The 22,089-nt window shown below is 45.9% G+C and carries 16 protein-coding genes; 14 read left to right on the forward strand and 2 right to left on the reverse strand.

Annotated elements, in window-relative coordinates; genetic code table 11:
* The first annotated feature begins 1 nt into the window (after position 1).
* The 9 genes from infB (at position 2) to ACYQ05_RS02035 (ending at position 12,026) form a co-directional block, all read left to right on the forward strand.
* Positions 2 to 2,482, forward strand: coding sequence for a translation initiation factor IF-2 (gene infB / locus ACYQ05_RS01995; protein WP_459817844.1), 2,481 nt, complete (start codon positions 2 to 4; stop codon positions 2,480 to 2,482).
* Between the two features lie 283 nt (positions 2,483 to 2,765).
* On the forward strand, positions 2,766 to 3,140 hold the full coding sequence (gene rbfA, locus ACYQ05_RS02000) for a 30S ribosome-binding factor RbfA (RefSeq protein WP_459817845.1): 375 nt from the start codon (positions 2,766 to 2,768) through the stop codon (positions 3,138 to 3,140).
* A gap of 5 nt (positions 3,141 to 3,145) precedes the next feature.
* On the forward strand, positions 3,146 to 4,051 hold the full coding sequence (truB, locus tag ACYQ05_RS02005; RefSeq protein WP_459817847.1) for a tRNA pseudouridine(55) synthase TruB: 906 nt from the start codon (positions 3,146 to 3,148) through the stop codon (positions 4,049 to 4,051).
* 17 nt (positions 4,052 to 4,068) lie between these two features.
* The gene (locus ACYQ05_RS02010) at positions 4,069 to 4,875 is read left to right on the forward strand and encodes a methyltransferase domain-containing protein (protein ID WP_488193208.1); all 807 of its coding nucleotides are present in this window, start codon (positions 4,069 to 4,071) and stop codon (positions 4,873 to 4,875) included.
* On the forward strand, positions 4,862 to 5,350 hold the full coding sequence (locus tag ACYQ05_RS02015) for a Crp/Fnr family transcriptional regulator (protein WP_459817850.1): 489 nt from the start codon (positions 4,862 to 4,864) through the stop codon (positions 5,348 to 5,350). Before ACYQ05_RS02010 ends, ACYQ05_RS02015 begins: the two co-directional genes overlap by 14 nt.
* 88 nt (positions 5,351 to 5,438) lie before the next feature.
* Complete coding sequence (rpsO, locus tag ACYQ05_RS02020; RefSeq protein ID WP_459817851.1) at positions 5,439 to 5,705, forward strand: 30S ribosomal protein S15; 267 nt, start codon at positions 5,439 to 5,441, stop codon at positions 5,703 to 5,705.
* A gap of 288 nt (positions 5,706 to 5,993) precedes the next feature.
* Positions 5,994 to 8,090 carry a polyribonucleotide nucleotidyltransferase gene (gene pnp / locus ACYQ05_RS02025; protein WP_459817853.1) on the forward strand — a complete coding sequence of 699 codons (2,097 nt, stop codon included), beginning with the start codon at positions 5,994 to 5,996 and terminating at the stop codon, positions 8,088 to 8,090.
* 159 nt (positions 8,091 to 8,249) lie between these two features.
* Positions 8,250 to 11,177 carry an insulinase family protein gene (locus tag ACYQ05_RS02030; RefSeq protein WP_459817854.1) on the forward strand — a complete coding sequence of 976 codons (2,928 nt, stop codon included), beginning with the start codon at positions 8,250 to 8,252 and terminating at the stop codon, positions 11,175 to 11,177.
* Between the two features lie 39 nt (positions 11,178 to 11,216).
* Positions 11,217 to 12,026 (forward strand): hypothetical protein, encoded by an 810-nt coding sequence (locus tag ACYQ05_RS02035; protein ID WP_459817856.1) that lies wholly within the window; start codon positions 11,217 to 11,219, stop codon positions 12,024 to 12,026.
* Here ACYQ05_RS02035 and ACYQ05_RS02040 read toward each other — a convergent pair.
* Together ACYQ05_RS02040 and purB are read right to left on the reverse strand one after the other, a co-directional pair.
* On the reverse strand, positions 12,013 to 13,203 hold the full coding sequence (locus tag ACYQ05_RS02040; protein WP_459817858.1) for a cupin domain-containing protein: 1,191 nt from the start codon (positions 13,201 to 13,203) through the stop codon (positions 12,013 to 12,015). The two genes, ACYQ05_RS02035 and ACYQ05_RS02040, sit on opposite strands and share 14 nt — an antisense overlap.
* Before the next feature lie 85 nt (positions 13,204 to 13,288).
* The gene (gene purB / locus ACYQ05_RS02045; RefSeq protein WP_459817860.1) at positions 13,289 to 14,686 is read right to left on the reverse strand and encodes an adenylosuccinate lyase; all 1,398 of its coding nucleotides are present in this window, start codon (positions 14,684 to 14,686) and stop codon (positions 13,289 to 13,291) included.
* Positions 14,687 to 14,839: 153 nt separating this feature from the next.
* On the opposite strand from purB, the gene acnB reads away from it, so the two are divergent.
* The 5 genes from acnB to hflX all read left to right on the forward strand — a co-directional run bounded on the left by acnB (position 14,840) and on the right by hflX (position 22,002).
* Complete coding sequence (acnB, locus tag ACYQ05_RS02050; RefSeq protein ID WP_459819026.1) at positions 14,840 to 17,413, forward strand: bifunctional aconitate hydratase 2/2-methylisocitrate dehydratase; 2,574 nt, start codon at positions 14,840 to 14,842, stop codon at positions 17,411 to 17,413.
* A complete protein-coding gene (gene mutL / locus ACYQ05_RS02055; RefSeq protein WP_459817861.1) occupies positions 17,413 to 19,272 on the forward strand; it encodes a DNA mismatch repair endonuclease MutL in 1,860 nt (619 codons plus the stop codon). Before acnB ends, mutL begins: the two co-directional genes overlap by 1 nt.
* Positions 19,273 to 19,281: 9 nt before the next feature.
* Entirely contained in the window at positions 19,282 to 20,253 is a 972-nt protein-coding gene (gene miaA, locus ACYQ05_RS02060) for a tRNA (adenosine(37)-N6)-dimethylallyltransferase MiaA (protein WP_459817862.1), read from the forward strand.
* Positions 20,254 to 20,356: 103 nt separating this feature from the next.
* Positions 20,357 to 20,614 carry an RNA chaperone Hfq gene (hfq, locus tag ACYQ05_RS02065; RefSeq protein WP_459817863.1) on the forward strand — a complete coding sequence of 86 codons (258 nt, stop codon included), beginning with the start codon at positions 20,357 to 20,359 and terminating at the stop codon, positions 20,612 to 20,614.
* Positions 20,615 to 20,694: 80 nt separating this feature from the next.
* Positions 20,695 to 22,002 carry a ribosome rescue GTPase HflX gene (gene hflX / locus ACYQ05_RS02070; protein WP_459817865.1) on the forward strand — a complete coding sequence of 436 codons (1,308 nt, stop codon included), beginning with the start codon at positions 20,695 to 20,697 and terminating at the stop codon, positions 22,000 to 22,002.
* Positions 22,003 to 22,089: the final 87 nt, after the last annotated feature.

The raw sequence follows: 22,089 nt of genomic DNA on the forward strand, positions 1-22,089 counted from the left end.
AATGGCAGATATTACAATTAAAAAATTCTCAGAAACGCTGGGTCTTTCAACGGATAAATTATTAACGCAACTAGAAGAAGCGGGTGTTAAAGGCAAAAATGCTGAAGACAGCTTGACCGATGATGAAAAGCAAGCGCTGCTGACTTATCTAAAAAGCAAGCATGGTGGCAGTGCGAATGTGCAGCCACAAAAAATTACGCTGAAGCGTAAAAAAGTGAAAACCTTGAAAACAGGTTCAGGTTCGGTGAACCTTGAGGTGCGGAAAAAACGCACCTATGTGAAAAAGACTGATTTAGAACTGAAACAGGAAGCAGAAGAGAAAGCGCGTAAAGAGGCGGAAGAGGCTGCACGTAAAGAAGAAGAGGCGCGTTTGGCAGCTGAAGCAGCGAAGCGAGAAGAGGAAGCACGCTTAGCGGCAGAAGCCGAGGCGCGAGCCGCGGAAGAAAAAGCGAAACAGGCGGCGATAGAACAAGCGCAAAGTGCTTCACCTGAAGCGGTTAAACCTGAAGCTGATAAATCGAAAAAGGTTAAGAAAAAAGAGAAAAAACACCCGCCTAAAAACAAAGAAGCGTCTGAACAAAAAGAGATCAAATCTGCAGGCCGTAAAAGAAAGAGCAATCGTCCTACCGTGGATGAAGAGCGTAGCAGGAAAGCTAAAGGAAAAGGGAAGTCTAAAAAACCGATTAAGGTCGAAAATGAGCACACCTTTACCAAGCCTGCTGAGAAGGTAGTTCGTGAAGTTAAAATTCCAGAAACCATTCAAGTGGCTGAATTGGCCGATAAAATGGCAGTTAAATCAACCGAGGTCATTAAAACGCTAATGATGATGGGCGTGATGGCGACCATTAATCAGATATTGGACCAAGAAACCGCGCAACTGGTGGTTGAGGAAATGGGGCATAAAGCCATTCTACTGAATGAAAATGCCTTGGAAGAAGAGGTGACCCAACAAGCCTTTGAGGGTGAAACCGTACAGCGTGCGCCCGTGGTGACGATTATGGGACATGTTGACCATGGTAAAACCTCTCTGTTGGATTATATTCGTCAGGCCAAAGTGGCAAAAGGCGAAGCGGGAGGGATTACCCAGCACATTGGAGCTTATCATGTGGAGACCCCCAATGGTGGGATTACCTTTATTGACACCCCAGGCCACGAAGCCTTTACCGCCATGCGTGCCCGTGGGGCTAAAGTGACCGATATTGTTGTCATAGTGGTGGCAGCGGATGATGGCGTTATGCCACAAACTAAAGAAGCGGTTGAACATGCTAGGGCTTCAGGTGTGGAGATGGTGGTTGCGATCAATAAAATCGATAAAGAAACGGCCAATCCAGATCGCGTGATGCAAGAGCTGTCTGCGATGGAAGTCATTCCAGAGGCATGGGGCGGTGATGTCCCTTTTATTCCCGTCTCTGCGAAAACAGGCCAAGGTATTGATGAGCTGTTAGAAACCATTCTGTTACAGTCTGAGATTCTTGAGTTGGAAGCGCCGATTGAAGGCCCCGCTAAAGGCGCCGTGATTGAGTCTCGCTTGGATAAAGGGCGCGGGCCTGTAGCGACGGTGCTGGTTCAAGCTGGTACGCTGAAAAAAGGGGATATTGCGCTTTGTGGCATGGAATATGGCCGTGTGCGGGCATTAATTAATGAAAGAGGGCAGCAGGTTGACAGTGCAGGCCCCTCTATGCCTGTTGAGGTATTAGGTTTGTCCGGTGTACCTGTGGCTGGGGATGAGATGATTACCGTCCCGAATGAGCGTAAAGCGCGTGAAGTCGCACTATTCCGTCAAGGTAAATATAAAGAGATGAAGGTAGCACGTCAGCAGAAGGCGAAACTGGATAATATGTTTAGCCAAATGCAAGAAGGTGAAGTGCAACATGTGAATATTATTCTTAAGGCCGATGTACAAGGCTCTATTGAGGCTTTGTCAGATGCATTAGTTAAACTCTCTACCGATGAGATTCAAGTGAAAATTGTCTCTTCAGGGGTTGGAGGGATTACTGAAACCGATGCCAACTTGGCGATGGCTTCAGATGCAATGATTTTTGGTTTTAATGTGCGTGCAGACGCTAAAGCCAAGCGCATTATCGATAATGAAGGCATCGGTCTGAAGTACTATTCGGTTATTTATGAAGCTGTGGATGAAGTGAAGCGCGCCATTGAAGGTAAAATGGCGCCTGACTTTAAAGAAGAGATCGTGGGAATTGCCGAAGTGCGTGATGTGTTTAGAGCACCGAAGATTGGCGCGATCGCCGGCTGTATGGTCACAGAAGGGGTTGTAAAACGTAATAACCCGATTCGTGTTTTGCGCGAAAATGTGGTGATCTATCAAGGACAGTTGGAATCGCTTCGTCGCTTTAAAGAGGATGTGCAAGAAGTGCGTCAAGGCATGGAGTGCGGAATTGGTGTGAAAGACTACAATGATGTGCGCGTCGGTGACCAGATCGAAGTCTATGAACGCGTGGAAGTTAAACGCAGTTTGGATTAAAGGTCAAAAGGGAAGATTTAAAGCCAAAACTGTGCCTTTCCTTTTGCTACTGTGGCACACGCCTCTAAAAGCCCCGTTTTCGGGGTTTTTTAACTTAAGAGACCTTTGCACGAGATGGTTCTACGGCTAAAAATGGCTAAAATTTCCCCTATCGTTGTTGGAAAACTTGGCAATAGCTGGCTATTGCCTGCGTTTCCCGCCTAGATATGGAAAATTTTTTCTCATTTTTAGCTCGCATCCCACTCATGCAAAGGTCTCTCAAAAAAATTTAAAGGAAGCAATGATGAATAAACAACAAACAGGTGTCAGTCGTCCTGATCGTGTGGCTGAAGAGATTCGACGCACCTTATCAGAATTGATTGTCAAAGAGGTGAAAGATCCTAGGCTCAAAAAAGTGACCTTTACCGATTGTAAAGTCACTCGAGATCTTGGTATTGCAAAGCTCTATTTTACTTATATTGGTGCTCAAGAATCAGATCCCGAAGTGGCTGAAGCGAAAAAAGCCTTAGAAAAAGCAAAGGGCTTTTTCCGCAGTGAGATCGGTAAACAGATTAAATTAAGAACCGTCCCTGAAGTGCGTTTTTACTATGATAATGCGGCAGAGAATGCCAGTCATATTGAAGCCTTAATTCAAAAAGCGTTGTATAGTCGAGATTAATCGAGATGGCAAGAAAGCGAAGAGCGGATCGAGATGCCGTTCATGGCATAGTGTTAGTCAATAAACCTAAAGGTCTGACCTCTAATGGGGTTTTACAGCGCGTGATGAGATTATTGAATGCCCAAAAAGGAGGGCACACGGGCGCTTTGGATCCTTTTGCCACTGGATTGCTACCGATCTGCTTGGGTGAGGCGACAAAAGTTTCGGGGTTGTTATTAGACTCAGACAAACGCTATATTGCGACCCTGGCGCTCGGTACGGCGACCACCACCGGTGACTTGGAAGGCGAAGTGATCTTAGAAAAGCCAGTGCCGGAATTGACTGCTGAAAGGTTAAATCAAGTGTTTCAACAGTTTTTAGGTGCGGGTGAACAAGTGCCTCCGATGTTTTCAGCGCTTAAACATCAAGGTAAACCTCTCTATGAGTACGCGCGCCAGGGCATAGAGATTGAACGCCCAGCACGACCGATTTATATTGATGCCCTCCATCTGCTGAAAGTGGAAGGCAATCAGGTGCAATTTGAAGTGCACTGCTCCAAAGGCACCTATGTACGTACATTGGGAGAAGACATTGCGAAAGCACTCAATACGGTTGGACATTTAGTCGCTTTGCACCGGACGCAAACAGGTGTGTTTACCGAAGAGGGGATGCGTTCGCTTGAGCAATTAGCGCAGGCTTTAGAAGCTCAGGCGTCTCCTTTATTGCCGATTGATGCCGCTTTGACTCAGTATGAAGCGTTGATATTGGATGACGCACAAGTTATTTGGATTCGCCAAGGGGGTATGTTGAAGCTGCCAAAACCTCAAACAGAGTATGTGCGCCTCTATGATCCTCAAGGTACGATAGTCGCGCTGGGTGAGTGGCATGAAAAAAGCGAACAACTCAAAGCAAAACGGGTGTTCCAATATTGAGAGAGCAAAGGTCTCATTTGAATATATTGGATACACGCTCTGAAGAGGCATTTGTTGCGGGGCACCTAAAGGGCAGTGTGAACCTACCTTGGCCGCAACTTAAAACACTGCAAAATCAGCTGCCGCCTCCTGGTGCGGTGTTGCAATTGGTGACTGACCCCACAGATTCAGAGAGGGTCATTGAGTGGTTAATCTCTAAAGGTTATCACATTGAGCGCCTCTTATCTTGGCCGCTGCCTTCTTTTCTTCCTCTTGAAACTGGTAAAAGTACCCATTTTTTATGGCAGCCTAACTCTTTATTAAAAGCTTTTTTGCATTGGCCTGAGGTTCAGGAGCAGTCGCCGCTTAAAATATTAGATTTAGGGTGCGGCGGCGGTCGTGAGGCGGTCTATGCGGCCATGCTCGGTCATCAGGTGACCGCTATTGAACATAAGCCTATGGTTTTACAGCGCGCGCAACAGTTAGCAGAGGCACATCAAGTTTTAATTGAATTTAAGCATTGTGATCTACTCACCCAAGGCTGTTTTCCACAGGCGAAATTTGATGTCATTATGGGGTTTCGATTTTTAGAGCGGGCGCTGTTTCCGAACATTAAACAAGCGCTGAAGCCAGGTGGTTGGGTTTTGTGGCAAACTTTTTCTCAAGGTGTAGAGCAATTTGGCAGCCCTAAAAATCCGCGTTTTATCTTGAAATCGGGGGAACTCGCACAAATATTCTCTGATTTTCAGGTCATAATTGATAGAATAGAGACATTAGACGATGGGCGCCCTATCGCCAGTTTTGTCGCCCAAAAGCAGAAAGGAGTAAATAATGGAGAACATTAACAGCAAGGATCTGTTTAAGTTTTTTCAAGAAAACTTAATTTGCGAATCCTTAACCCATAAGGAAGTTGAAACTTTAGCTGAATATCTACAAGTCAAGCACTTTAAAAAAGGAGAAATTATTTCGGACTTTGGCGAAGTGGGCGATTATTTAGGCTTTATTATTGAAGGAAAAGTGGTCTTTACCGCACCTGATGGGGTTGATGAAGCGGAAATTGGTACGCAAGGCGTCGGCACTTTGATTGGTGAGATGTCATTCTTTGATCGGAAACCTCGTCAGTTGAGAATTCGAGCGAAAAAAGAGGTGAAGATGTTTATCTTAACGCGTTGCATGTATGATCGAATTAAAGTGGAGCATCCTTATATTGCAGTGAATATTGTCGAAAATGCCATTGTGAGCTTAGATCGTTTGGTGCGTCATATGGGACAAGACATTTCTGCATTTGAGCATTATGTGCATGGGGTTGGCAAACGTTAGAAAGTTGAGTATAATTCCCTTTTTCAAATCCCTGCTATCGGTTGCGGAGATTTGTTTTTTTTATTCATAACCGATCAAGGAGAAATCTATGCTATCAGCCGAAGATAAAGCTGCCATTGTTAAAGAATATGCCACCTCTGAAGGGGATACCGGTTCACCAGAAGTCCAAGTGGCTTTGTTGACTGCGCGTATTGAGTATTTAACAGAACACTTTAAAGAGCACAAGCATGACAACCATTCGCGTACAGGTCTATTGCGTTTGGTCAGTCGTCGCCGTAAGCTTTTGGATTATCTACACCGTAAAGATGCGGATAGATATTTCAATTTGATTAAGCGTCTTGGCTTGCGTAAATAATCCTGTCATTTTTGATGGTATTTGTAAAAACCCAGTAGAAGTTCGCTTTTACTGGGTTTTTTGTTTTTTGTTTTTTAATGTAATAGAATCATTGTAAAATAAAAACTGAAAAAGTCTTTAGATGTGTGAAATCCCCCTCTGCAAAGGAAGGGAGATGGACACATTTATATTCAGTGATTCAGTATTTTTCTGGCATAACCATGAGCCTGAATCTCATAGTGAATTTTTTAAAATTGATTATGAGATTCAGGTTTTACCAGCCACTTGAGAGTTTTAAGGAAAGTAGAGATGTTAAAAATTAGTAAAAAATTCCAATATGGCAAACATGAAGTCATTTTAGAAACGGGTGAAATTGCACGTCAAGCAGATGGTGCAGTCATGATTGGAATGGGGGAGACTCGTGTTTTAGTGACGGTTGTGGCGGCTAAAAGTGTGAAAGAAGGGCAAGATTTTTTCCCCTTAACCGTTAATTATCAAGAAAAAGCCTATGCAGCTGGGAAAATTCCAGGAGGGTTTCTAAAACGTGAAGGGCGTCCTTCTGAAAAAGAGACCTTGATTTCGCGTTTGATTGACCGTCCCATTCGCCCACTGTTCCCCAAAGGGTTTATGAATGAAGTCCAAGTAATTGCCACCGTCCTCTCTTTAGATCCAGAAGTGAGCACAGAAGTGCCCGCCATGTTAGGGACTTCGGCTGCACTTATGATCTCAGGCGTGCCTTTCCAAGGACCGATTGGTGCAGCCATTGTTGGCTTTAAGGATGGTGAGTATCTGTTAAATCCGAGTGAATTTGAATTGGATGAATCAGATTTGGAATTAAGTGTCGCTGGGACGGAAGACGCGGTATTGATGGTGGAATCTGAAGCGTCTGAATTAACGGAAGATGAGATGTTAGGGGCGGTGATGTTCGGTCATCAGCAGATGCAAGTCGCCATTCAAGAGATTCAAGCGTTTGCGGATGAAGTTGCGAAGCCACCCATGGAGTGGACGCCACCTGAAGAAGATGAGGCTTTGATTGACGCGGTTTATACCCTTATCAAACCAGATGTTGAAGCGGCTTATCATATTGCAGATAAAATGGAGCGATATGCGGCCTTAAATGCAGCCAAAGAGAAGGCGATTGAAGCGTTGGCTTCTGAAGATGAAAATGAGGAAGGCTGCTTTACGGTTGCTGAGATTGAGAATGCTTTTAGTAAGCTCCAGAAAGAGATTGTCCGCGGTCGTATTATCCGTGGGGAACCGCGCATTGATGGACGCGATAATGAAACCATCCGTCCCATTGTGGCTAAGGTAGGAATTTTGCCCCAAGTGCATGGTTCTGCATTGTTTACCCGTGGTGAAACCCAAGCCTTAGTGGTGACCACTTTGGGGACTGAAAAAGATGCGAAAATGGTTGAAGACCTTTCAGGCTCTTATAATGACCGTTTTATGCTTCATTATAACTTCCCACCCTACTCGGTGGGAGAAACAGGACGCGTGGGCACCCCAGGTCGTCGTGAAATTGGTCACGGCATGTTAGCACGTCGGGCTGTATCGGCGATGCTGCCTACTGAAGAAGAGTTTCCTTACACCATTCGTGTGGTATCAGAAATTACTGAATCGAATGGTTCCAGCTCTATGGCGACTGTTTGCGGAACTTCAATGTCCTTAATGCATGCCGGTGTGCCAATTGCTGCGCCGGTTGCTGGGATTGCGATGGGGTTGATTAAAGAGGGAGAGGATTTTGCGGTTCTGTCTGATATCTTAGGTGATGAAGATCATTTAGGCGATATGGACTTCAAAGTGGCTGGAACCGATCAAGGGATTACCGCCTTGCAAATGGATATTAAAATCACCGGGATCACCGAAGAGATTATGAAGATCGCCTTAGCGCAAGCCAAAGCGGGTCGTTTGCATATCTTGGGTGAAATGGCCAAAGTGATTTCTGCTCCGAACCAGCAAGTGGCGGCAACCGCACCTCGCTTCTTTACCTTGAAAGTGAAGCCGCAAAAGGTACGGGAAATTATTGGTAAAGGGGGAGCGGTGATTCGCGCCTTAACCGAAGAAACAGGGGTCGTCATTGAAATTGATGATGATGGCAATGTGAAGATTGCGGCTTCAGATGATGCCTCCGCACAGGAAGCGATTCGCCGCATTAATGAAATTGTCGCTGAGCCTGAGATTGGTAAAACCTATGATGCAGAAGTGAAAAAGATTGTAGATTTTGGCGCTTTTGTTTCCTATATGCCGGGCAGAGAAGGGCTGGTGCATGTCTCTCAAATTGCAGATGAACGTGTAGAAGATGTCAATGACTATCTGAAAGAGGGACAAAAAATCAAAGTGAAATTAATTGATATTGATAAGCAAGGGCGTGTAAAACTTTCAATGAAAGAAGCGCAGCAAGATTAAGCACTTTATCTAGAGGCATGCTGAGCATGAGACAGGGATTTTTAGCCATTTGTGCTATGGAACCCTCTCATGTGAAGGTCTCTTTAGATGAGTAAGCTTCCAACGTAATGAATAAAAGCCCATCCTATTTTAGTTTGGGCTTTTTTTATGGAGAAAAAAATGAGTGATTTAACGCAACCTTATACCACTTTTGAACACCTTTCAACTCAGCATATTGACTCTTTGAATATTGATGTGGCGCACTATCGTCATAAAGTCACCGGTGCTGAGCATTATCATCTTCAAGCCGATGACCCACAAAATGTCTTTTTTGTCGGTTTCCGAACGGTCCCTATGGATGATACCGGGGTGGCGCATATTCTAGAGCACACTACGCTATGCGGCAGTGAAAAATATCCGGTACGCGATCCTTTCTTTATGATGATTCGTCGTTCCTTGAATACTTTTATGAATGCCTTTACTTCCAGTGATTGGACGGCCTACCCCTTTGCCACAGAAAATAGAAAAGATTTTCAAAATCTTTTACAAGTCTATCTCGATGCTGTCTTTTTTCCGCTTTTGCATCCATTGGATTTTGCCCAAGAGGGTTGGCGCTATGAGTTTTCCGAAATCGATAATCCTGACTCGGATTTGGAATATAAAGGGGTGGTGTTTAATGAGATGAAGGGGGCGATGAGTAATCCCATCTCAACGCTGTGGCAGTCACTGTCTCGTGCCCTCTATCCGACGACCACCTATCACTATAATAGTGGCGGTGACCCTAAACATATTCCAGAACTCACGCATGCTCAACTCGTCGAGTTTCACCGCTCACACTACCACCCCTCCAATACCGTTTTTATGACCTATGGTGAGATGACTGCAGCAGAACATCAAGCGCAGTTTGAAACCCTTGCTTTAGCACGATTTAAAGAGCAGAAAGAGAAGATTTTGGTTGGGAAAGAGCAGCGCTATTCTGAGCCCCAAAAAGTCTCGGGCGTTTACGCTTTAGATGAACAAGAGACGGCTCAAAAAACCCATATTGTGACCGCTTGGTTATTGGGGGAAAACAAAGACCCTAAAACGGTTTTGCGTGCCCATCTGCTGTCAGCGGTTCTTTTGGATAACAGCGCTTGCCCTATGCGTCAGGCCTTAGAATCGACCGACTTGGCCACAGCACCTTCGCCACTGTGTGGCTTGGAAGAGGACAATCGAGAGATGGCGTTTGTCATCGGTGTGCAAGGCTCTGAACCGGAACATACGCAAGCCATTGAACAGCTGATATTAGACACTTTGCAAAAAGTGGTGAAAGAGGGCGTTGAATCTAGCTTGGTGGAGGCCATGTTGCATCAGTTAGAGCTTTCACAACGTGAAATCACGGGTGACAGCTATCCTTATGGCTTACAGCTGATGTTACGTGCACTACCTGGCGCGATGCATGAAGGCGATCCGATTGCCTTATTAAATACGGATGCACTGCTTGAGGCATTGCGTGAAGAAGTGATGCAGCCCGATTTTATCCCAAACTTGATTCAAGAATGGCTATTGGAAAACCCACACCGCGTCACTCTGACCTTGGCGCCAGACGCGACTTTGGCCGAGAAAGAAGCTGAAGAAGAGAAGCAGAAGCTGGCCAAAATCAAAGCCCAACTGACAGATGCTGAAAAACAGCAGATTATTGAGCAAGCCTTAGCTTTACAAGCGCGTCAGCAACAAGAGGATGATCCGAGCTTGTTACCAGAGGTGACAAAAGCCGATATTCCCAAAGAGATTAAAACGGTAGAGGGTCAAAAGACGGCCATTAAAAATTTACCATTGACCCATTATGAACAGGGCACCAATGGGATTGTCTATCAGCAATTGGTGGTGGAGCTTCCTGGTTTGAGTGCTGAACAGGCGCAAACCTTGCCACTGTTTAACAGCTGTTTAACAGAGCTCGGTAGTGGTGATCGGGATTATCTGCAAACACAAGCCTTGCAAGCTGCTGTGACTGGGGGGCTTTCAGCCAGCAGCACTTTGCATTCGCACTTAATGGAGGAACAAAATTTCTATCACTATTTTGTACTCTCGGGTAAAGCGCTTAACCGGAATCAGACGGTTTTATCAGAATTGATGCAAGAGACTTTTTTACAGCCGCGTTTTGATGAAACACAGCGTATTAAAGAGCTGTTGGCGCAGATTCGCAGCAGTGTAGAGCATCGCATTACTGGCAATGGTCATGGTTTGGCAATGAATGCCGCGGTGCAAAATTTTACCCCTGTGGCGCGTTGGAATTTTGAACGTAATGGTTTTAAAGGCATTCAGCAGATTAAAGGTTTGGATGCTATTTTGGAAGATGAGACGAAAATTACCGCGATAGGGGAGACCTTCCAACAGATTGCTGAGCAGTTAGTGAATGCGCCTAAACAGGGGCTATTGATCGATGATCCTGCCGGCACGCCAAAAGCGTTAAAAGGGTTAGAAACGGCTTGGCAGTCGATTATTGAAGCGCCCCAACAGCCGACAGCATTCACCTTATCGGCCAGCCATCAGCCTGTGAAGCAAGCTTGGACCACCAGTACGCAGGTCAATTTCTGCGCGATGGCCTATCCAGCTGTGCCAGCAGGACATCCAGATGCGCCTAAATTGGCGGTGTTGGGTGCCTGTTTGCGGAATGGCTATCTGCATACCGCCATTCGCGAGCAAGGCGGCGCTTATGGTGGTGGTGCGACCTATAATGCAGAAGCGAGTGCATTTTGTTTCTTCTCTTACCGTGATCCACGTTTATTAGAGACCATTGAGGACTTTAAGCAGGCTAAAGCGTGGCTATTTAGCGAACAAGCGAAGCAAACGCATGTGGATGAAGCGATTTTGAATGTCATCAGTGCCATGGATAAACCCGGCTCGCCTGCGGGAGAGGCGCGTAAAGCATTTTATTTAGAGCTCTATGGGCGCACACCTGAGTATCGTAAGGCCTATCGCGAAGGGGTGTTGTCAACCACACTCGAAGAGTTGAGAGCGGTGGCAGAGCGATATTTCCAGGATGAACAAGCCTCCTATGCGATCTTAACCCATGCGGGCACAGCGTCAGTGCTGCAGGAGAATGGGTATGAAATCTTGGCAATTTAAGGATGTTAGTTTTGAGTCTTGAATAAAAGGAGGCAGAAGATGCGTTTTCGGTTATTGGTTTTAGGTTTGATGCTTTTTTCCAACCTAGCGAGCGCATCCTATGCCACCGATTATTATGAAAAATACAATCCTAAGGTGCCAAAGCTTGCCAATACCCCTTTGGCTCAACACCGACCTTTTATCATTCAAAGTGGTCAGTTGTATGCGGATGGCGGGGTCTTCACGCTGCAAAAGGCTGCGGATATTCAGTTAACGCCCAAGGCGTTAAAAGCCTATGATTTAGAAACTGTGATCATCCAGATTGGGGGTAAGCCTTATAAGGCGACCCCTCAATTTAAAAAACTTACCTTTATACAAAAAGGTCAGCAAGGGGTGTTTGGCTATACCTTGGGTAGAGAATTGACACTGGTTTATGTGCCTTATCAGGATAAAATAAGGGTGCTTGGGGTTATTTCTCAAGGGCAATATATTCAAGAAAACCGCTATCAAACCTATGATATCAATGTGGCTCATACGGCTAAAAAGCAGGTGTTCACCCAACTGCTCAATTTATTGGGTTGTCATCAGGTAGAGGATTGTCAGGTTAAAAGTGATTCAGTTGGTAACAGCTATTTTTATCGTCATGGTCAATTGATGGCAGTTTTGCAAGATTTTGGCCCCGAAAAAATCCTGATTCAAAAGCGGAGCGATGGAGAAAGGCGTCTTGCAACGCTCAGGCAGTATGGCCAGAAAATCTTATTGGAAGATCAAGCTGGCCATATTCTCTACCAAAGTCTAGGACAGCAGACACTGGATATCCGATTAGAGACGCTCAATTATAGAATGCGTCTGAAGATTACGAATCCATAGCCTGTTGCAGGTACTGTTGCTGCCAAAAATGACGGATGAGCGGGCGGTTCTCTGCTCTTTGCCACAGTTGATAAAGGTGGTCATCATGATAAAAGCGCCGGCTGGCCAGGGTACGAATACAGTCAGAAGTGGCCTCGAGTGTTGGCACCACTTCACCATTGACAAACAGTACGGTTTCTTTGCCTTGTGGCGTTTCAATTTCCGTAAAAGCAAACCGACAAACAGGGTCTCTGATAATATCTGGCGCTTCGGCTAAAAAGCATTCAAAACTTTCATCATCAGGGATTTCGGCTTCTTCTAAAGGCTCTGGCAATAAGGGGAGAGCCGCTTGATCAAGCTGGGTGGCAAAACGCCCAAACCAGAGTTGCAAGTCTATCGGGTTGTTGTGCAGCGCCTGTTCGAGTAGCGCTTTTGCTTGTTGCGCACTGTCAGCGGTCACTTCAGCTGCATTTTGCAGGGATGACCAGTCAGGGTCTTGATAAAGTGTCTGAAACAACTGATTTTCTGATAGATAGTCACCATAGCTGTCCCACAATTCCTGTCCACGGTAGCTGCGATAGCCGATGGAGTAGGTCATGCAATCATCGGTTTCGCCAATCCCATAATGTCCCCATTTGGGGGGAATATAGAGCACATCGCCCGGTTCACAGGTAAAGGTTTCTTCGATGATATATTTTTCCATTAAACGCAGAGGCGTATTCGGGAGATAGTTGTCTAGGGTGCAGTTTTGCGCGGTTAAGTGCCAAGTGCGGCGGCCTTTGCCCTGTAATAAGAACACATCATAATGGTCAAAATGGGGACCCACATTGCCGCCTTCGGTGGCATAGCTGATCATAATATCATCGACACGCCATTGTGGAATAAAGTTAAATTCATCTAGCAAGGCGGTGACTTCAGGCACAATGCGATCCACGCCCTGCACTAACAGTGTCCAATTTTTTTCCGGCAGAGATTGATAAGTGCTCTCTGTAAATGGACCTGTGAGCAGTTCATAGTCTTGAGGCCCATTTTGAATGACAATACGGCTCTCAATGTCAGATTCTAAGGAAAGCCCTGCCAGCTCTTCGGGGGTTAAGGGAGAGATAAAGTTAGGCAAGGCTTGCTTAATCAATAGCGGCTTTTTTTGCCAATAGTCCTGTAGAAAGGTTTTGACATCAATTTGTTGAAATTGGATCATTTTTTACTCCAAAAGCAAAAATCCCCAGTCCTGTCAGGCGATGAGGGCATGCAGGACTGGGGATTTTGACAAGTTCATCGAGCTTTTAACGATTTTTAATCATATTGGCCGCAAGCTCTATATTTTCTGCCTGTTGTTTGGCGTTTCCGGTGTAGCTTGCCGGGGTCATCGCTTTTAATTTTTCTTTTTCTGCATCCGGCAGATCAAGGGTATCCACAAAATCTTGCATGATCTGTTTATTTACGCGACGACCGCGTGTCAGCTCTTTAAGTTTTTCATAGGGCTTTTCGATGCCAAAGCGGCGCATGACCGTTTGAATGGCTTCGGCCAACACTTCCCAATTATGGTCTAAATCATCAGCCATCGCTTGGGCATTGACTTCCAGTTTGTTTAAACCTTTCAGTGTGGCTTGCAGTGAGATGATTGTGTGTGCAACGCCAACGCCTAAATTACGCAACACCGTAGAGTCTGTCAGGTCGCGCTGCCAACGAGAAATTGGGAGTTTTTGCGCGAGGTGATCAAAGATCGCATTGGCCATACCGAGGTTGCCTTCGGAGTTTTCAAAGTCAATGGGGTTCACTTTATGCGGCATGGTGGATGAACCAATTTCACCGGCAATGGTTCTCTGTTTAAAGAAGCCAAGTGAGATATAGCCCCAGACATCGCGGTCAAAGTCGATCAGAATGGTGTTAAACCGCATCATGGCATGGAAAAATTCGGCCACATAATCATGTGGTTCAATTTGAATGGTGTAAGGGTTCCAAGCTAAACCGAGGCTTTTAACAAATTGTTCGGAAAGCTCATACCAATTGACTTCAGGGTAGGCGGCTAGATGCGCATTGTAGTTCCCTACAGCCCCATTGATTTTACCCATAATCTGCACATCCATTAGCTGCTTCTCTTGGCGCTGTAGACGATAGGCAACATTGGCAAACTCTTTCCCCATGGTTGTCGGAGAGGCAGGCTGACCATGGGTACGGGACATCATCGGGATATCGGCCATTTCCATGCCCATTTCAGTGATTTTGGCAATGACCTTGTCCATTTCCGGCACAATCACTTCTTGACGTGCGTCTTTGAGCATTAAAGCGTAGGCGAGGTTATTGATGTCTTCAGAGGTACAAGCAAAATGCACAAATTCACTGATCTTTTCGAGTTCTTGGTTTCCCTGAAAATGCTCTTTAATAAGATATTCAACCGCCTTGACATCATGGTTAGTGGTTTTCTCAATCTCTTTGATTCTTTGTGCCATCTCTAATGAGAATTCATCCACCAATTGCATTAAATGCGCTTCCGCTTCAGCACTCAATTTAGGCACTTCGGTAATGGCAGGGTGGTTGGCCAACATGCGAAGCCAGAAAACTTCTACCTTGACGCGATTCTTAATTAAGCCGTATTCGCTAAAAATGGCTTTTAAGTTGTCTAAACGTGCGCCGTAGCGACCATCAATTGGGGAAATGGCAGTGAGTTCAGTCAATTGCATGGATGGAGTCCTTTTACTATTAAAATCATGACGCAATATTATACCGAATCTCAAGCGGTGCTCACTTGATTAATTCAAACCTAAGGATGCAATGAGCTGTGGTCGCTTGTGTTAAAATATGCCAATTATCAACTTTGGACGGAGAAACTTATGTTGCTTGAAGCCTATCGTCAACACACTGAAGAACGCGCGGAACAAGGATTGCCGCCTCTGCCGTTAGATGCTAAACAGACTGCAGAGCTGGTGGAATTGATTAAAAATCCACCTGAAGGTGAAGAAGCGTATCTATTGGATTTATTGACTAATCATATTCCCCCTGGTGTGGATGAGGCTTCCTATGTTAAAGCGAGCTTTTTGGCCGATGTGGCTAAAGAAAATACGCAAGTTTCTTTGATTTCCCCTGAACATGCCACTTTCCTTTTAGGCACGATGTTAGGTGGCTACAATGTGCAGCCTTTGATCGATTTGCTGGACAGTCAGAATCCAGCCGTGGTTGAAAAGGCGATTGAAGCTTTATCGAAGACGTTATTGGTGTATGATGCTTATCACGATGTGATGGAAAAAGCGAAAACCAATGCCAATGCGCAAAAAGTGGTGGATGCTTGGGCAGACGCGGAGTGGTTTGAAGCCAAACCCAAATTGCCAGAACAGATTACGGTGACAGTCTTTAAGGTGGAAGGGGAGACCAATACCGATGACCTATCACCTGCAACAGCTGCTTGGTCGCGTCCTGATATCCCATTGCATGCAAAAGAGATGTTAAAAGCCAAAATGCCTGAGGCGGAAACGGTGATTGCTGAGTTGAAAGCCAAAGGGCATCCGGTCGCGTTTGTGGGCGATGTTGTGGGGACAGGCTCTTCGCGTAAATCGGCAATGAATTCGGTGATGTGGCACTTTGGTCAGGATATTCCCTATGTGCCCAATAAGCGTCAAGGTGGGGTGGTGCTAGGCGGTAAAATTGCACCAATTTTCTTTAATACCGCAGAAGATTCAGGCGCCTTGCCGATTGAGTGTGATGTGACCCAGATGAACATGGGCGATGTCATTACGATCTACCCTTATGAAGGTAAGATCACCAATGAAGCGGGGGAGACCATTTCAACATTTGAGTTGTCACCAGAAACCATGCCGGATGAAGTGCGTGCTGGTGGGCGGGTGCCTTTAATTATTGGTCGTGGTTTAACCGATAAGGTGCGTCGTGAACTGGGCTTGCTGGTTTCCGATAAATTTATTCGTCCTTCTGATAAGGATGACAGCGGCAAAGGTTACACCCTTGCGCAAAAAATGGTCGGTAAAGCGTGTGGCGTGGAAGGTGTTCGACCTGGCACCTACTGTGAGCCGCATATGACCACAGTCGGTTCTCAAGATACCACTGGCGCGATGACACGAGATGAGATGAAAGAGTTAGCTTGCTTAGGCTTTAGTGCTGATTTGGTGATGCAGTCTTTCTGTCATACTGCGGCCTATCCTAAGCCTGTCGATATTAAGTTGCAGCATGAACTGCCTGAATTTATGACCTCTCGCGGCGGGGTGGCGTTACGTCCAGGGGACGGAGTGATTCACTCATGGTTGAATCGACTGTTGTTGCCGGATACAGTGGGAACCGGGGGGGATTCTCATACGCGTTTTCCGATTGGGATCTCTTTCCCAGCTGGCTCCGGGTTAGTGGCCTTTGCCGCAACCTTAGGGGTGATGCCGCTCGATATGCCGGAATCCGTATTGGTGCGCTTTAAAGGCGAAATGCAGCCAGGAGTGACTTTGCGTGATCTAGTGAATGCCATTCCTTATCAAGCGATTCAAGAAGGGCTATTGACAGTAGAGAAAAAAGGTAAGAAAAATGTTTTTAATGGTCGTATTTTAGAGATTGAAGGCTTACCTGATTTAAAAGTGGAACAAGCTTTTGAACTGTCGGATGCGTCAGCAGAACGCTCTGCCAATGGATGCGTGGTTAGATTGAATAAAGAGCCAATTATTGAATATTTAAAATCCAATATTCGTTTGATTGAGTGGATGGTGGAAAATGGCTATCAAGATGCCCGCACCTTATTACGCCGTCGCGATGCGATGCAAGCTTGGATTGACAATCCAGAGCTGTTAGAGCCCGATGCGGATGCAGAATATGCAGAGGTGATTGAAATCGACTTAAATGAAATTAAAGAGCCGATAGTAGCCTGTCCAAATGATCCAGATGATGTCAAACTGCTGTCCGAAGTAGAAGGTGCCAAAATTGATGAAGTCTTTATCGGTTCATGTATGACCAATATCGGTCACTATCGAGCTGCAGGTAAGGTGTTGGAAAATGTTTCTCATGTGCCAACCTGTCTATGGATTGCGCCGCCGACTAAAATGGATGAGCGTGAATTGATTGAAGAAGGCTACTACAGCATTTTTGGACGCGTCGGTGCACGTACAGAGATGCCAGGTTGTTCGCTTTGTATGGGGAATCAGGCACGTGTTGCACCGGGTGCAACCGTATTCTCAACTTCGACACGTAATTTCCCTAACCGTCTTGGCGATGGGGCAAATGTCTATCTTGGTTCGGCCGAGTTGGCGGCAGTGACTGCAGCCTTGGGAAGAATTCCAACTGTTGAAGAGTATATGCAACACGTGGCTGAATTGAATACGATGGCGGGTGAAATTTACCGTTACCTGCAATTTGATCAGATGCCTGATTATGAGATTAAGTCGCCTGAAAAGCTGAATGAGATTGCAGTCGCCGTCGGCTAATGCGCTTGAAAAATCCTGAACGCAAAGCCATTCATCCGCTTCCCAGCCACTTAGCAGACCAGATTGCTGCCGGTGAGGTGGTTGAGCGGCCGGCTTCTGTGGTGAAGGAGTTGCTGGAAAATGCACTGGATTCAGGCGCCACTTCGATTGATATTGAGATTGAAGCGGGCGGGCAAAAAAAGATTCAGGTAAAGGACAATGGTTGTGGCATTCCACAATCAGAGCTGCTGTTAGCGGTCAGTCGTCATGCGACCAGCAAAATTCAAACCTTAGAAGATTTGGCGGCGGTAAGCTCATTGGGCTTTCGTGGTGAAGCCTTGGCCAGTATTAGCTCGGTTTCCCGCTTTTCATTAATCAGTCGTACCGCAGAGGCTGAAGCGGCATGGCAACTGCAGGGAGAAGGCGGAGATTGGCAGCCGATTCAACCGACAGCCGCTTCTGTCGGCACGACGGTTACGGTGCAAGATCTCTTTTTTAATACGCCCGCGCGTAAAAAATTTTTAAAAAGCGAACGGGCGGAATTTATGCAGATTGACCAGCTGGTGAAGCGGGTGATTTTAAGTCGTCCTGAAGTCAGCTTTAAACTCACGCATAATGGACGTACGGTGCGTCAACTGCCTGTGGCCAGCAGTGAGCAGTTACAAGAGAAACGGCTGGCACAAATCCTGTCTAAAACTTTTGTAGAACAGAGCTTAAACATTCACTTTAGCGCGCAAGATATCGCGCTTAAAGGCTGGGTCGGTTTGCCCACTTTCAACCGCCGACAAGGTGATATGCAGTATCTGTTTGTAAATGGTCGCATTGTGCGTGACCGTTTATTGAGTTATGCGGTCAAACAAGCCTATGCCGATGTGCTCTACCATGGTCGTCATCCCGCCTATGTTCTATTTATTGAAGTGCCACCGCAGTTGGTGGATGTGAATGTGCATCCCGCTAAATATGAGGTGCGATTTGCCAATGGCGGTTGGGTGTACGATTTTGTGCGCCGTTCTGTGCGTGAAGCGGTGACCCAACCTTTGGGCAAAACCACTCCCAATCCACCAGAGGCAACCCCTCGCCAACCGGCTCCGGCGACGAACTTTCAGCAAAAACTCGGCAACACCTTTTCTCAAGCCGATATGCAGTTTCAAGCGCCTTTAGAGGCTGAAAAACCGGCATTTTTAGTTCAGGAGCCGTTAGATGCCTATTTTGCACAGGAAAAGACGCAAGATGTTTCAAAAAATGTGCAAAATCCCCAGTCCTGCTCTGCAGAATTGAATGAAGGGCAGCCGCAAGTTGGTTTTTTAGGGTATGCCAAAATGCAGTTGCATGGCATTTTTATTTTGGCGGAGAATGCGCAAGGGCTGGTTTTGGTGGATATGCATGCTGCGCATGAAAGAGTGGTGTATGAACGCTTTAAGCGACAGTGGCAAGCGCATAAGGTGGTGAGTCAACCGCTTTTGGTGCCAATGAGTGTTGCCTTGACCGAAACCTTGGTGCAGACTTGGGAGGCGCATCAGTCTCTGTTTTCGGACTTAGGGTTTGAGATTGAGCCATTGGGCGCGCAACATCTGAAAGTGATGGCGGTGCCGGCGCTCTTGGCAAAATCGCAAGTGGCGAAACTGATTGAAGATATGTTGGCTGACCTCGCAGAGTTTGGTCAAAGTGAAGTGGTGGAAGAGAAAATCAATGCCATTTTGTCCACCATGGCTTGTCATGGGGCTATCCGAGCGAACCGTCAGTTGACTTTGGACGAGATGAACGCCTTGTTAAGAGAGATGGAGCAAACCCCCGCTTCTAATCAATGCAATCATGGACGACCCACTTGGGTTCAGTTAACGGTTGAGCAGTTGGATGCACTGTTTATGAGAGGGCAGTAGAGGATTTTAATGGGTTTAGAACAGTATGCGGAACAGCTGATTGAAAATAAGCAGGTGGTGACCTTGATGGGGCCGACGGCTTCAGGAAAGAGCGCCTTGGCGATGGCATTGGCAGAGCGAAGTGAAGTGCCGGTTGAATTGGTCAGTGTTGATTCGGCGCTGATCTATCAAGATATGGATATTGGGACCGCTAAACCTACGGCCGATGAGCAGCAGCGAATTGCGCATCATTTAATCGATATTCGTACACCAGAACAGAGTTATTCAGCTGCGGATTTTTTGCAGGATGTGAAGGCAGCGGTGGCTGAGATTTTCCAAAAAGGCCACTTGCCCATTCTTGTTGGCGGCACCATGATGTATTTTAATGCCTTGCAGAAAGGGCTTTCTGTTTTACCAGAAGCGGATGACTCTATTCGCGAAAAATGGTTGGAAATTTGGGAAAAAACGCCTGAAAAATTGCACCAACGGTTGTCAGAGGTTGATCCGAACGCTGCACAACGCATTCATCCCAATGACTCCCAAAGATTGGTGCGCGCATTAGAGGTGTTTGAAGTCAGTGGGCAGACATTAACTGCACTCCAGCAAGCAGGTGTGCAGCCATTAACCGAGTTTTCACTGATAAAGTTTGCATTATTGCCTGCTGATCGTAGCCGTTTGCATCAGCAGATTGCCAAACGCTTTATGCAGATGGTGGAAGCCGGGCTATTAGATGAGGTGAAGACCTTACAAGCCAAATATCCGCAATTACATGCCGACTTGCCCAGTATTCGCAGTGTCGGTTATCGACAAGCGTGGGCGTATTTAGCGGGTGACTATGATGAGGAAACTTTTTATCATAAGGGAATCGTAGCCACCCGGCAGCTGGCGAAAAGACAGATTACTTGGCTGCGAAAAGAGGCCGATTTGAATCTTATAGACCCTTTTGCACACTCAATGGAGGGGCAAATCGCTCATATTGAACAAGTACTTTCACAGAGATGAAAAAACAATCAGATGCAAACTCAATTTTGATATGTTATTCTAATAATTTAAAAATAAATTTAAAAATAGATCATTGAGGATCTGTATGGAGACCATAAATACAATGGCAAAAGCAATTCCGATTCAAGACCCCTATTTAAATGCCCTACGCAAAGAACGCATCAGCGTTTCAATCTATTTAGTCAATGGTGTTAAATTGCAAGGACGCATCGATTCTTTCGATCAATTTGTTGTGTTATTACGTAGCAGTGTGACGCAAATGGTTTATAAACATGCGATTTCAACCATTGTTCCAGCCAGCGAGCCTAAAGAGTATCAGCATCCCGGTGAAGTGCTAGCGGACACTCAAACTGAAGCTTAATTGAATCGTTTTACATTTTTTCAGAAAGCATAAATCCAATCTGGATTTGTGCTTTTTGTGTTTTCTAGGAGTAAAATTTTTTGTCAACAGAGTTATTTGGACGATTAGAACAGCAGTCATTAGATCGTGCCATTTTAGTGCATATCGATTTTCAACAGGAAGCCGAGCGAGAAGCGTTAGATGAGTTCATCGAACTGGTCGATTCAGCCGGCGCAGAAGTGTGTGAATTGATCACCGCCAAAAGACAGAATATTGATCCCAAATATTTTGTGGGAAAAGGGAAAGCCGAAGAGATTCAACAAGCGGTGGCGGCGCATGAAGCAGATGTGGTCATTGTTAATCATGCACTTTCCCCTGCGCAAGAACGCAATTTAGAGCGATTGGTTGAGTGTCGAGTATTAGACCGCGTCGGATTGATTTTAGATATTTTTGCACAGCGTGCGCGCTCCCATGAAGGAAAAATGCAGGTAGAGTTGGCGCAGTTACGCCATATGTCGACCCGGTTAGTTCGCGGTTGGAGTCACTTGGATAAACAAAAAGGGGGCGTGGGGATGCGCGGCCCAGGGGAGACGCAGTTAGAGTCGGATAAACGACTAATTCAGCAAAGAATCAAAGCCTTAGAAGCAAGAATTGATAAAGCACGTCAACAGCGAAATCTAGGGCGTCGCAGTCGTAAAAAATCTGAAACACCAACGGTGACCATTGTGGGTTATACCAATGCCGGTAAGTCGACACTGTTTAATCAGCTCACAGCTGCGGATGTTTATGCTGAGGATCGTCTATTTGCAACCTTGGATGCGACCTTAAGAAAAGTCCGTTTGCCCGGCGCAGGTGAGATTGTTTTAGCCGATACGGTGGGCTTTATCCGCCATATTCCGCATGATTTAGTTGCTGCTTTTCGTTCAACTTTAGAAGAGACTTCCGAAGCGGATCTGCTGATTCATTTAGTGGATGCTTCCGACCCCTTACGAGATGAAAAAATAGCCGATGTTCAGTCGGTGATTGAAGAGGTGGGTGCGCAAGCAGTTCCTCAACTGTTAGTGATGAATAAGATAGATGCCATGCAGCCGCCTAAATCCCCAGCCTTAGAAAAAGATGAAGAGGGGATGCCGACACGGGTTTGGGTCTCCGCGCAACAAAAACTCGGTATGCCGTTGCTGTTAGAAGCGATCGGGGCTTTTTTTAAAGGCAGGTTTTTAACAGTCTCTTTAGTCTTAGAGGTTTCAGCGGCAAAAAAACGCGCAGAACTGTATCAACTCGGACGCGTATTAAATGAAACCTACGATGAACAAGGTCACTATCAATTTACTTTACAGTTATCCCAGCAAGCTTGGGCCTGTGTTCAACAGTGGCCAGAAGTGTTACACTGCCAAGAACTAGAAGCCTAGTTAAAATACTGATACTTTCCTTTAAGGATCTTATAAAGTCGTTTTATCAGGTGACTTTTCGAAAGAATACCACTAAAATATGAAACT

This window comes from Galenea microaerophila (assembly GCF_054657255.1).